This window comes from Paenibacillus sp. MAH-35 (genome assembly GCF_058135425.1).
Map to the genome: position 1 here is coordinate 1 of NZ_JBYUPU010000058.1, position 13,051 is coordinate 13,051.

The 13,051-nt window shown below is 57.0% G+C and carries 10 protein-coding genes; 3 read left to right on the forward strand and 7 right to left on the reverse strand.

Annotation, left to right across the window (positions count from 1 at the left end; genetic code table 11):
- Positions 1 to 154: 154 nt before the first annotated feature.
- The 5 genes from AC3Y2E_RS31950 to pxpB all read right to left on the reverse strand — a co-directional run bounded on the left by AC3Y2E_RS31950 (position 155) and on the right by pxpB (position 7,824).
- The gene (locus tag AC3Y2E_RS31950; protein WP_379217321.1) at positions 155 to 445 is read right to left on the reverse strand and encodes a CD3324 family protein; all 291 of its coding nucleotides are present in this window, start codon (positions 443 to 445) and stop codon (positions 155 to 157) included.
- 835 nt (positions 446 to 1,280) lie between these two features.
- Positions 1,281 to 2,444, reverse strand: coding sequence for a M20 family metallopeptidase (locus tag AC3Y2E_RS31955; RefSeq protein WP_379217322.1), 1,164 nt, complete (start codon positions 2,442 to 2,444; stop codon positions 1,281 to 1,283).
- A 37-nt stretch (positions 2,445 to 2,481) separates the two neighbouring features.
- Positions 2,482 to 4,215, reverse strand: a complete 1,734-nt coding sequence (locus AC3Y2E_RS31960) for a dihydroxy-acid dehydratase (RefSeq protein WP_379217323.1) — start codon at positions 4,213 to 4,215, stop codon at positions 2,482 to 2,484.
- 191 nt (positions 4,216 to 4,406) lie between these two features.
- A complete protein-coding gene (locus AC3Y2E_RS31965; protein ID WP_379217324.1) occupies positions 4,407 to 5,183 on the reverse strand; it encodes a 3-hydroxybutyrate dehydrogenase in 777 nt (258 codons plus the stop codon).
- A gap of 802 nt (positions 5,184 to 5,985) precedes the next feature.
- Entirely contained in the window at positions 5,986 to 7,824 is a 1,839-nt protein-coding gene (gene pxpB / locus AC3Y2E_RS31970; RefSeq protein ID WP_379217325.1) for a 5-oxoprolinase subunit PxpB, read from the reverse strand.
- Positions 7,825 to 8,120: 296 nt separating this feature from the next.
- On the opposite strand from pxpB, the gene AC3Y2E_RS31975 reads away from it, so the two are divergent.
- Positions 8,121 to 9,392 (forward strand): methyl-accepting chemotaxis protein, encoded by a 1,272-nt coding sequence (locus tag AC3Y2E_RS31975; protein WP_379217326.1) that lies wholly within the window; start codon positions 8,121 to 8,123, stop codon positions 9,390 to 9,392.
- Positions 9,393 to 9,930: 538 nt separating this feature from the next.
- Here AC3Y2E_RS31975 and AC3Y2E_RS31980 read toward each other — a convergent pair.
- Together AC3Y2E_RS31980 and AC3Y2E_RS31985 are read right to left on the reverse strand one after the other, a co-directional pair.
- Complete coding sequence (locus tag AC3Y2E_RS31980) at positions 9,931 to 10,131, reverse strand: hypothetical protein (protein ID WP_379217327.1); 201 nt, start codon at positions 10,129 to 10,131, stop codon at positions 9,931 to 9,933.
- 33 nt (positions 10,132 to 10,164) lie between these two features.
- Positions 10,165 to 11,829, reverse strand: coding sequence for a bifunctional metallophosphatase/5'-nucleotidase (locus tag AC3Y2E_RS31985; protein ID WP_379217328.1), 1,665 nt, complete (start codon positions 11,827 to 11,829; stop codon positions 10,165 to 10,167).
- A gap of 141 nt (positions 11,830 to 11,970) precedes the next feature.
- Here AC3Y2E_RS31985 and AC3Y2E_RS31990 point away from each other — a divergent pair, with 141 nt between their 5' ends.
- Both AC3Y2E_RS31990 and AC3Y2E_RS31995 read left to right on the forward strand, forming a co-directional pair.
- A complete protein-coding gene (locus AC3Y2E_RS31990) occupies positions 11,971 to 12,318 on the forward strand; it encodes a helix-turn-helix domain-containing protein (protein WP_379217329.1) in 348 nt (115 codons plus the stop codon).
- Positions 12,315 to 13,046 carry an ImmA/IrrE family metallo-endopeptidase gene (locus tag AC3Y2E_RS31995; RefSeq protein ID WP_379217330.1) on the forward strand — a complete coding sequence of 244 codons (732 nt, stop codon included), beginning with the start codon at positions 12,315 to 12,317 and terminating at the stop codon, positions 13,044 to 13,046. The genes AC3Y2E_RS31990 and AC3Y2E_RS31995 overlap by 4 nt, the downstream gene beginning before the upstream one ends.
- Positions 13,047 to 13,051: the final 5 nt, after the last annotated feature.

The window sequence follows — 13,051 nt, forward strand, 5'->3', positions numbered from 1 at the left end:
TTGCCTTCGCTACCTCCGCACCCATCCTCACGGACTGAGCACTATGCGTCAGCTACTACTTCCGCCGCCACGCGGTGTAGAGGAGACTTTCACTCCTTAGTCGAAGCGCTGCCAAGCGCACAAAAAGAAAAGCAAGACGGCTAGCGTCCTGCTTTTACTTGGCTACATTTTGCAGCAAATCCCGGGTTTTGACGATAATTTTGCGGATGCTGTCCTCGGACAGATGGAACCGCTGAATCAGCTCGACTACGCTGCTGCCGTTTTTGTACAGCTGGTAAATCTCGCGGTTGCGCTTCTCGATCAGTGTCCGTGTTCCGTTATTTTCGCCCCAGCCTGCACGGGTTTGCCCGATTTTCGGTATATAAACAAGCTCGCCTTGAATGTATTTTTGTAATTCCTTCAATAAGCTAGGCGGAAGAAAATCCTTTCCGTTTTTGTAACTCATTGATGAAAACCTCCTCTTGAATGTGTGGTTCCAGAACCGACCCAACGTTAACGAGCGCTTTCATCTTCTCACCTCCTATTTAGAATGGGATCGTACGTTGCCGTCCGATCAGCCGCGAGCGGCGGATTCGTCCCGAAAAAGGGAACAAAAAAACACGATAACCCGCATCGTGCCTGTGTCGTCGTATGTATAACATGCGCATCAGGTGAAGGTTAAGATAGGTCGTATTCGGTTAAAAGCGGTACACCTCTTGTTTTTCGTTGACAAACTTTTGCATTGCCGAACGCCTCCTTTCACCTAGGATGATTTTGGTCGATACTTCGAGGGTCGTCATCACTCCGAACCCGCTTGGCGGCGGTTAAGTGAATGTATCCCCTTTTGGTAACACTACAATTATATGGGATACGGCTTATTTCATCAACCCCGGCAACAGGAAAGATTATTTATAGCTATACTCTCCTTGCAGGAAGTAATCTTTACGGAATACATGTTTTTTCGAAACGTCGCTTGCAGCTGCGTCATCATGCGAAATCATGAACAAAACTCTAACGGATACAGCGGCCGTTTTGTGGTGAATTTCGATCAATTGGATTTCTTAACGGACATAGATGCAGCTATTTGGTGAGAAGTGTCACTTTAGGAGGTGCTTCGGAGTATATAAGCGCTGTGTTGATCTTCTTTCAAGGATAAACGCCTACCGATGTCTTTTGACGCTGGCGCTTACCGAGATGTAGAGCCACTCCCACGATATACTTCTGATAAATGTAGAAAAACCGCCGGAACCTTTCGTCCCGGCGGCCGTCGTTGCCGAAGCCTGTGTACTTATAGCCGATATTTAAGCCAGAACGCCCATAAACTCCCGGACAAACCGGGCGTACACCTGCACGGTCAGCTCCAGCTCGCGGATCTCCACATATTCCACGTCGCCATGCGCGGTAAGCTGGTCCGGTCCGTGACACAGGGCGGGGACGCCGAGCGCGTTCGCCAGTATCCCGGCATCGGTGACGAGCTTTTTGCCGACCGAAGGGAACTCGACGTTTCGTACGGCCATGACGGCGCGGCGCAGCGCGGCGACGGCCTCGCTGTCCTTGTCGAGCCGGTAACCGTCGCGGACTTTTTTCAGATCCAGCTTGATCCGCACCCCGTAACGCGCCGCCAGCTCATTCAGACCTCCGCGCATGATGCTTTCCACGTCTTCGTACTTCTGGACCGGATTGTACCTTCTCACGCCGACGATTTCGGCTTTGTTCGGCATCTGGTTGTAAAACTGTCCGCTATGAATCGAGCCGACGAAATACGAAGCGTACCCGATATCTTCGATATAGTCGTTCTCCAGCTCCACGTTCCAACGGTCCAGCAGCGCCACCACCTCGGCCGCGACCGAGATCGGATGCGGCGTCCCCGGCGCCGTATGAAGCTGGTGGCTCGGCTCCCCGTCGCGCTCGATCGTAATCTCGAACGTCGCGGACCCAAGCTGAGCTACGGTACATTCCGTGGTAGCCCCTTCCATAACGACAACCGCGTCGGCTCTCAGCGGCACCCGCTCCGTCAGGGCGATCAGGTCTTCCCCGCGCCCTCCGGGACTTTCGTGCAGGCTGTTGGATACGAGCATCAGCCGTCCCGGCAGTACCGTTCCCGACTCTTGAAGCACCCGGATCGTCTCCAGAAAGCAGGCGAGCGAGCCTTTCATATCGTTGGTGCCTCTGCCGTAAATGCGGCCGTCGCGTACCTCGGGCTCGGCGTGATCCAGAGGGATCACGTCCATATGGCCGTTAAACAAGATCGTTTTGCCGCCGTTATCTTCCCCGTACACGGCGACCAGCGTAGGGTTGTTCGGGTAAAACTCGTACCGTTCGACCGAGCAGCCGACTTCCGTTAACATCTGCTCCAGCCGGTCCGCTACGTCCTTCGAATTTCCCGTCTTGCTCGGAATGCGTACGAGCTCCAGCGTATCCCGGATCACCCGGTCGATGTTGACTTGATCCAATTGTGCGGACATGGTGCAGCGCTCCTCTTCTCGTCGAATATAAGCCGTCTTACCCTCTGCCTACTACCGGAGGAACGAAGACGGCCTCCTCCTTGCTGTTCGGACGCAAAATATCGAGGTCGCAGCCTTCCGGCGCCTGCAGCGCATGTTCGGCGAACAGACGCGGGTATCCCCGCTTGTGCTGCGGCTCCGGCTTCGCCCAGGCCGCCATCCGGCTTGCGATCTCTTCATCGGACAGTTCGAGCTGGAGGGTCGAGTGTTCAAGATCGGTCGTGATCCAGTCGCCGTCTTGCACAATAGCGAGAGGTCCGCCGATAGCAGCTTCCGGAGCGACGTGCAAAATAACGGCGCCATAGCTCGTTCCGCTCATTCGGGCATCGCTGATCCGCACCATGTCGCGGACGCCCTGCTTCAGCAGCTTTTGCGGAATCGGCACTTGCCCCCACTCCGGCATTCCCATCGCAATCGGTCCGCAGTTGCGCAGAATAAGCACACTGTCCGGCGTTACATCGAGATCATCGCGGTCGATGCGCTCGAGCATGTCGGCATAATCGTTAAAGACGACCGCCTGCCCCCGGTGTTTGAACAGCTCGGGAGAAACGGCGGATTTTTTGATCACCGCGCCTTGCGGAGCGAGGTTGCCTTTAAGCACGGCAAGTCCCGACTGTTCCTTGAACGGCGCTTCTAGCGTAGCGATTACTTCTTCTTCCCCTTGGAACTTTGGCAGCTCGCGGCCATACGTTTGGCCGATCGTGTCTCCCGTACAGCTCAGACAGTCGTTATCCAGCACGGGCAGCAAATTACGGATCACACGCTGCAGCCCGCCTGCCTGGAAGAAATCGTCCATACTATGCGTTCCGCTCGGCTGCAAGTTAACCATTAGCGGAATCCCTTGCGTCAGTTCCTCATAACGCTCGATCGGAATCCGAATGCCAAAACGTCCGGCTATCGCCGTGAGGTGGATCGCTGCATTCGTCGAGCCGCCGATGGCGGCAAGCAATTTAATTGCATTATGAAAAGCCGATTCGGTCATCAGCTTCGAAGGTGTCAGATGATCTTTAACCATCTGCACGATACGCTTGCCCGTCGATTCCGCAGCCATTTTCCGGGAAGCGTGCGTCGCCGGAATGCTTGACGTTCCGGGCAGCATCATACCGAGCATCTCGGACATGCTTTTCATCGTCGAAGCGGTGCCCATGACCGGACATCCGCCAAGGCTGCACGAAATCGACTGCTCGAGTTCTTTCCAATCGTCATGCGACAGCAGCCCGGCCTTGTAATCGTCCGAGTATTTCCACAGATCCGTTCCATAATTAACCGTTTTCCCGCGAAAGCTGCCGGAAGAACGATGACCGGCCGCGAGCTGCAAAGTCGGCAAATCACAGCTGGCTGCGCCCATCAGCTGTCCGGGAACCGTCTTGTCGCATTCGCACAGCAGCACGACGCCGTCGATCGGCTGGGAACGGATGCTTTCTTCTATATCCATCGAGAGCAGGTTGCGGTACATCAGATCGGAAGGCTTCATGAAATCCGCCGGCGTAGAAATCGTATGCATCTCGATCGGATATCCGCCCGCGAGCAGCACGCCCCGTTTGACATGCTCCACCAATTCCTTGTGCGGATAATTGCAGCTGTTGAAGTCGTTCCATGCATTAAAGATCCCGATGATCGGCTTGCCGACGAACGACTCCGGGTTGTGACCCATCGCCCGCATGGCGGAGCGGTGTTGGAACGTCAATTCGGCGTTATCGTTTTCGAACCATTCGCTGCTGCGTAATTTCAAGACGCTCTCCCCTTACCTCGGTTCAATATATTAAACAACAATCATTATATTGATTTTACGAAAACGAAAAGCAAGGGTCAACTTCTTTTTTGGTCATGATATGCGAAACGAAAATAACACACCAGTTGTTTGTAAGAGCATGAGTTCAATATATGGAATCCGATTCAAAGACACATAGCAAGCTCAGCCGATTATTGAGCGGTATACCCTCCGTCGATTAACAGCGCTTGCCCCGTTATCGCCCCCGCTCTATCTCCGGCCAAAAACACGGCATAGTCAGCGATTTCGTCGGTTGACAGCAGTCTGCGCTGCGGGACCAGCGGATAGATGACTTCCTCCAGCACCCGGTCCTGTCCGATACCGCGACTGCGCGCCAAATCCTCCAATTGATTGCGGACGAGGGGAGTGTCCACGTATCCGGGGCAGAGAGCATTCACCGTAATGCCGTCCGCCGCGGTTTCCAGCGCTGCTACTTTCGTGAGCCCGATCAGGCCGTGCTTCGCGCTATTGTAGGCGGCTTTGCCGGCAAAGCCGACGACACCGTTGATCGATGCCATATTCAAAATGCGTCCATATCGCTGACTCTTCATGACAGGCAGCACTTGCTTCATCGCCATAAAAGGAGCGGTCAGCATCAGCTTGACCATCCGCTCGAACACGTCGGTCGGAAATTGCTCCAGTAAAGCGACATGCTGCATACCGGCATTGTTCACCAGAATATCCAGCCTTCCAAATTGCTTGACGGCTTCATCGATCGCCTGCATCAGATCCGATTCGATCGTCACGTCGCATCGGATGCCGGCGCACGACAACCCTGACAGCCTCAACTGTTCCGCCGCCGCCTCCACCTTGTCTGCGTCGATATCCGTTAGCACCACATCGGCTCCAGCCTCCGCCATAGCTTTCCCTATCTGCAGCCCGATTCCGCTCGCTGCGCCTGTAATCAATGCAACCCGGTTGTTCAGCATCGTTTGCGCCTCCTTTGCGGCTGATGCCGCACTTTAGTTTCATAAAAGAGGTGCTGCAAGTATCGTGCCAATTGTGAGGCGTGGCAGTGGCGTTGCGATTGCAAGGGAGGAGCGAGAACAGCGGGAGCTGGGAGCGAGCGGGGGGCAAGAGCGCAGGTCGGCAAGCTTACGCGGAGGCAGATTGCAGGAGGAAGTGAGGAGCGAGTGGGGGGCCGGAGCTCGGAGGCGGCAAGCTCACGTGGGGGCGGGTTGCAGGGGATCGGAGCGAGCGGGAGACGGGAGAGCGGAGGCGGCAAGCTACCCAGGCGGCTTGGACCGTCAGAGGTGAGCCGGCTGTAAAGATGGTTAGCGGGAAAACGGTGGATTGTCCAGGTGCGTTAGCGGATGAGGGGCGATCCTATTTCACGAAGTGGTCTGTCTCCAAAGTCTTTTGGAGATTTTTTGCGCCCCATTTAGAACCGGTTTTCCTTGAGAAAAAAGACCTCCGCTTCCACTTCACAGTGAAATTTGAGGTCCTTAAGTTTGAAAATCGGGACGTTCCCTTACTCTACGAACATTCTTGGGACAGATCCGCTCCCCTTGCCGTATAAGGAAAAACGGCGGATTCGGGGCTATGGTTCGGATGGAGGTGCAACTTATGGTCGTTAGTTGTGCCAACCTTTACGTCGATAGCAGGATCGGCTATAAGCCTCATTCGCACGGAAACGCCGCACACCTTTTTCCGCAAATCCGGAAATTTGTATCTCTTTGCGGAATTTACAGGCGAACAGCGCGGTCAATGTCCAGATAGCCCCGGTCTTGTTTACGCTTCTTCCCGCATCCGAAGGGCGATACCCGCGCGAATCAGGTTTTCCTCCAGCCTCTGCATCAGCAGCAGCTGTTGGGATTCGTCCGTACTGATCCATTCGAAGCGGACCGTCTCGCCCGGCCGCAATTGGGCCAACACCGGCATATCCGCCTCCGCTACCTGGGCGATTCTCGGATATCCGCCTGTCGTCTGGCGGTCCGCCATGAGGACGATCGGATAACCGTCCGGCGGCACTTGCACCGTTCCGGCCGCCACCGGTTCGGAAAGCATGCTCCTTCCGTCGGAAAGGCCCATGCGAAGCTGCGGCCCTTCCAGCCGGCAGCCCATCCGGTCGGAGCGGGGCGACAGTACGAACGCCGTATCGCCAAACCGCGCAGCGCTGTCCGGCGTAAATCGTTCGTACTCGGGCCCCGGCGTTATCCGCACGACCGGATGGTCGTTATATGCCGGAAGCGCGTAGGGGCTGACGCCCCATGGGGCGGGCGCCCAAGCCGCGTTCCCGGCCTGCCGGCGCAGCGCCGCAAGCAATCCGGCGGCAGCCGCACCCGGCGCGCCGAGCGGAAGGACGTCCCCGGCTTGCAGGGGACGTCCTTCCAGGCCGCCGAGGCGTGCGGGGACGTGCGTGCTGCGGCTGCCGAGCATCGCAGGCACGGCGAAGCCGCCTGCGACCGCGAGGTAGGCGCGGCAGCCATCCGCAACGCGCGCGAAGGCGAGCACGGAGCCGCGGCGGACGAAGACGGGGCGCCACGCGGGCAGCGGGCGGCCGTCGACGGTCGGCAGCGCGCCGCCGCCGGTGACGGCGACAAGCGAGTCGGCGTCCAGCCGGAGCGCGAAGCCGGCGAGCGTCAGCTCGAGCGCGGCCGCATCCGGAGCGTTGCCGACGAGCGCGTTCGCCGCTCGGTGCGCGAAGCCGTCCATCGGGCCCGAGACGGAGACGCCGATGCGCTGATGGCCGAAACGGCCGCCGTCTTGCACGGTGGCGAGCAATCCGGATTTTATAACAACCGCCGAACCGCCGGCAGGGGGTCGCTCTTGTCCTTGCTCTTGTCCTTGCCTATTCTCGGACGCCGCCAGCTCCTCGAACCGCTCCGGCGTTATCGCTTCGAAGCGGACCCGGTCCCCCGGCCGCAGCAAAGACGGCCGCAGCTTATCGTGAGGGCGAAACAGCGCCAGCGGCGTCCGCCCGATCAGGTTCCAGCCTCCCGGCGTGGCCTGCGGATACAGGCCGGTCTGCGTCCCGGCAATCCCGACGCTTCCTGCCTCGACTAGCGGACGGGGCGTATCCCTGCGTGGCGTCGCCAGCTCTTCGGGGAGTCCCGCCAAATATGGAAATCCCGGCGTAAACCCGATCATGGCGACGACATAGTCGGCACCCGCATGAACTGCCGCAACCTCCTCTGCACCTAACTGGCGGAAAGACGCGAGCGCCTCCAGATCAAGCCCGTAATCGCCGCCGTAACATACCGGGATAACTACCGTTTCCGTCTCGGCCGTATCGGCAATTCCGCCTCTTTCCAACAAACTATGCACGGCATCGCATACCGCTTCAAACGGCGAATTAATGTTCCCTTGTTCCCCCTGCTCGCTCCAATTCCGGTATACGATCCATGGATCGTAATAAATCGCCAGAGCCGCATAAGCCGGTACCGCTTCAAGAAAGCCCGGAAACGGCTCCGTTTCCAGCCGGCCCGCCAAACCGCGCACATTTAGAATTGTCTCGGTCTCGATCCGCTCCCCAAACCGTACAAGCGCACAAGCATCGCCCAAAGGAATAATAATCGGCCCCGTACTCCCGCTTTGCAAACGCCGCACCTCCATGTTCCGTCTCTTCATCAGCCTGCCCCCCTGCCGGACTTCCTTGTCGGTTATTTCATCCCTGTACCTTCATATGTCCGGCCCAGGGTTAGGTCCGTTTCATTTCGTCTTCCCACGCACGTTTATCACAAAGGGAATTCTACCACAATTAGCCGCATAACGCCGATCAACTATTGCGGAATACTGTCGAAAATCATCCTATTTTCACCCGAATGGCGGAAATTCGTGACTTTTATCACACTCCATCCCGCCCGGCTCTAGTATAATAAAACTATAATGCGCCAAATCCGCGCAATTTTGAGGGAGGAACTGTCATGAGGTTCGGTCTTGTCCGGAAATTAGTGCTCGGCATATCCGCAGTTTCCATTATTACATACGGCACAAGCGCCTTTTTCATCTTTGTGCTAAAGCCTCTGATCGCGCCGAATATGGCTGACTGGCTTTACGTCAGCGGCATTCTGGTTTTGGGCATTTTGTGGACGAGCTTCCTCGGCTGGCTGGCCGCGCAAGTGTTAATAAAACCTCTTCTTCGTCTGTCAGCTGTCGTGGATGAAGCGGCGACGGGGAATTTGAACGTATCGATCCCGGAATATAGGTCCAACGACGAGATTATGCGCCTGCATCGCTCCTTCGGCACGATGCTCGGGAACTTGAGGCAGATCATTTCCGATTTGACGGATAACGTCGCGATCGCGGACCGGAGCGCGAACTCGCTCAGCTCTGCGATCGGTCAGGCGACTCAGCAGATTGAGACGATCGCCCTTACGATCGATAAAGTAGCGGAGGGAGCTTCCAGTCAGGCCGGTTCCGCACAGTCGATGTTTCATTCGGTGGAGCGGGTAACCGAAACGGCCGGAGAGGTGAACCGTCAGGCGGAGCATGCGATCGAGCTGTCGGACACGATGGTCCGCACGATTACCGACAGCGGGGATACGTTCCGTTCGCTCGTCGCAGGCTTGGAGGACGTATCCGAGACTAGCGAAAGAACGCTCAGCATCGTCCGCAAGCTGGATCAGCATGCCAAGGAGATCGGGCAAATTTCCACCCTCGTCGGCGAAATCGCCGGACAGACGCAGCTGCTTGCGCTGAATGCTTCCATTGAAGCGGCTCATGCCGGGGAACACGGACTCGGCTTCTCCGTCGTCGCGGAGCAGATCCGCAAGCTGGCCGCTACCAGCTCGGAGGCCGGCGAGCAGATCCATACGCTGGTTGGGCAAATGCAAGCTCAAACCGACGTCGTCGTCCGCGAAACGGACAACCAGGTGCGGCTGATCCGTACGGAGACGTCCAAGGGCGAGTCGGCCGGCCGGGCTTTGTCGGAAATAACGTCCTCCGCTCAAGAAACGGCGCAAGCTTTGCAAAGCATCGTCAGCTATATGAGCGGTCAAGCGGAGCAGATCCAGCGAACGTTCGAGGAGGCAAAGGGGATTGCGGACATTGCGGAGACCATATCCGCTGGCGCCACCCGGGTAGCCGAGGCGACCCAGGAACAAACTGCGGTGATGGAGGAAATTGCCGCTTCCTCCGACGTTCTTCGCAGCGAATCGGAAGACTTAAAGCGGAAAACGGTCATTTTCCGGTTGTAGGAGTATTTTCCGCTCAACGCGCGACTACCACTGTAAAGTGCAAGCACACACGGCGTCTCCAACCTCCGGACGGGCAGTATGAATAAGTGATGATTGAGCTCTTATTGCAGCGGGTATCGGCGAAAAAATCAAATTAAGAGCGGTTTGCACCTTCTATTTCCACGTAACATGGCCTAAGTCGTCATCAAGGCGGAATTAGGGGGCCCAAACCGCTCTTATTTCTACTCCCCCCCGAGATTTTGCCAAATTAAGAGGTAGCAAAGAGGCTGTCGATTCATTGTGTAGAAGTGTTCGCAGGCCGTTCCAAGTGAAAAGTTACCTTCTTCTACTCAAACAGGTTGTCCGGAATCCCTTGATTGAATAAGGATTGTAAGGTAGGGGATTCCAGACAAAACTCGCCAGAAGGTCATCTTTTCCCTTCCACTTGGTTGTCCATAATGAATCGACAGCCTCAGCAAAGACTCTTATTGGTTGACCCACCTTCGAGTAACGCCAAGCAGTACGAGTTAGGGGCATCGTACGGCGCAGAATAGTTAACTCATCGGGGCGTTCGCTTCGTCGCGTGCTCCCACTGCCGCACAGCACCTCCGTACTGCCGCACTTCCGCACTTCCGCACTTCCGCACTTCAACACTTCCGAGCTCCCGCACGCCTGCACTTCCGCCCAGTCGCATTTCCGCCCCAGCGTCTGCCTGCGGCATGGTGACTACAAGCGGCAGCCGGCCGGCCGAGCGGCGCATCCCACCATCGCCTGCACGGCGACCAGGCTGGTGTCACCCCCGGAAGCCCGTCACCACTTCCCAGTTTCCGTCCACCGTGGCTTTCACCGTCTTGCGCTCGAGGATGTAGCTCGCGATCAGCTCGGACATGTCTATCGGAATATCTTTGACGACCGGCTTGCCGGCATACATCGTATAGTCGCCGCCGCCCCCGGCGCGGTAATTGTTCATCACCACGTCGTACTCGCCGTCCGGGTCGACCGGCTGTCCGCGATGGGTCAGTCTGACGACGCGGCTTCCTTCCGGTCGCGATACGTCCAGCGTATATTCGATCCCTTCCCACATGTCATAGTTGTAATGCTGCGGCTTGGGCACGGCAAACTTCGGATTGATCTGGATTGCCCCGTCGTCCCCGACCGTAAAATAGGTTGCATTCCGCTCCAAGGCCGCCGCTATATCCCGTCCGGTAATGCGGATCACCTTCAGCGTATTCGGGTAAATGTAGTTCGATACGATATGACGCATCGTCACATGAGCCGGGAACCCCGGCGAATCGTCGGTGAACAGCGCGGTATTCGATATAGCCGCTCCGGACGTCTCCATCTGCACCTTATTAATAAACTCGATCAGCGCATTGTCCTTCGTCCGGATCAACAGCGGGTCGCGAACCGTCATATCTCCCTCGATCGTGCCGATCGGCGTATCGAGCCAGACTTGGGCAGCCGCTTCGTAAGGTCCGGCCAATGCTACGATATCCGGGTCTGGCACAATCCCGCTTACGCTCAGCAGCTCCGAGCTTTTGTCCGCTACCCGCCAACGGCCGCCGGACTTCCCCAGTTTCAGCTTGACGATTCCGGCTTGCTGGCCCAGATAGCCCGGCTGCACGATCGTCACCCCGTTAATCGATAGGCCAGCCAATTCCCGGTGCTGGTGTCCGGTTAGCAGTACATCGATGCCCGGCACCTCCATGCACAGCCGGTAGCCTTGATTTTCCCCCGTCTGCCTCTCCGACGCTACTCCCGTAACCGGATCCGATTCGAATCCGCCGTGATACGAGATAACGACGACATCCGCCTTCCGTTCATCGCGCAAGTAGGGGACCCACCGTTTCGCCGTTTCGACCGCGTCGATAAAATCGAGTCCCTGAATATGGCTCGGATTTTCCCAGTTCGGAATATACGGCGTCGTCAGCCCGAGAACCGCGACTGTCGCCCCGCCGAACTCCCGGATCACATAAGGCCTGCCGAATGCCGGCTCCTCCGTCCCTTCTCTGACGATATTGGCCGACAGCCAAGCAAACGCGGACTCCCCTATCGCTTTGTTCAGCACGTCCAGACCGTAGTTGAATTCGTGGTTGCCGATCACCGCAGCGTCGAACTTCAGCTCGCTCAGCGCCAGCACCATCGGATCGGCGGGACGATTATCGATTCGCGCATGGTAATAGGCGAGCGGCGTTCCCTGAATCAGATCCCCGTTATCGACTGCGAGGACGAATCCGCCTTCCCGCTTCGCTATTTCCCGCTGCTGCCGGAGCAGAGTAGCGATCTTCGCAAGCCCCGATTCCGCAGGGCTGTTATTGGCATACCTTACGGGCAGCAAGCTTCCGTGCAAATCGCTGGTCTCCACAATCGTAATCCGGACTTGTCCGTCTGCTTGAAACAATGCGGCTCCTCCTTGCGGCGTTTTCTCCCCCCCACTATAGCAGTGCAAAAGCGCCATTACAAACCGGGCCCTCCCTCCCGAATGGCCCGATCCCCCCGCTCACTTCAAAACCCGTCTCCGGGCAGGAGGCGGATTGTTTTTTGTTGACATATTCCTCAACGGCCGTACAATTAAAAGCAACGAAAGGTGGCAGCGACTATGAGCGAATTCGGCATTTTACTCCGCCAATTGCGCAAGAACAAAAAAGTGACCCAGCGGCAGCTCGCCGATTGGGTAGGGATCGACTTTACGTATATAAGCAAAATCGAAAGCGGCACGATGGACCCTCCGGCCGAGGATAAAATTATCCGCATCGCCGAAGTGCTCGGCGCAGAACCGGAAGAGCTTATTTTGACCGCCAAAAAAGTGCCTACCAGCTTTCAAAAACTCATCGTAGAAAATAAAGAGGTGCCCGTCTTCCTTAGAAAAGCTTCCGACCTCTCTCCCGCTCAATGGAAAAAAATTCAGGATATTATAAGCGAGCCGGGGGAGGACGAGCCTTCGTGACGACGGCGAAATATATTACGCAGGAACGGATGGAGCTGCTGACCGAGCGCATCCTGACCGACTACGGCTTCGATCCGCACCAGAAGCGGGTCCAAAATGTGCCGATTGAAGAAATCGTCGAATTTCATTTCGACCTGCACATTTGCTGGGAACCGATCGATCATTTCGACCCGGACGGAATCGTAATGGCCGCCATCCTGCCGACGGAGAGACGAATCGTGCTGAACGAAACGCACCGCGAGCTGTTCGACAGCAAGATCGGCACCTATCACTTTACCTTGGCCCACGAGCTGGGTCATTGGGTGCTTCACTCCTCAGGCACACCCTACCGGCTCCGCCTCCGCGACACCGGACCGACCGGCCGGTCCGGCAGCTTGAACGCAGACGGTGCGTTACACGAAACGGCGACAGCAAGGCTTGAGCCGGTCCGCCCCTACTATTGCCGGAGCACCTCCAGAAAACCGCCCGAGGAAGTCCAGGCCGACCTGTTCGCCGAATGTTTGCTCATGCCGCGCCCGATGATGGAACGTACCGTCGGTCAATTGCGCAAAATGGGGAAGATCCACCTCTCCCATTTATACGGGCTCGCCGAATGTTTTCGCGTATCGATCTCGGCGCTGTCGGTCCGCTTGACCCGGCTGCAGCTGCTGAATATCGATGCCGACGGAAACGTACGTCGTCCAGGCGCAGATCGCAACACGCATGAGCAGTTGACGCTCGATCTGTAGTTTGG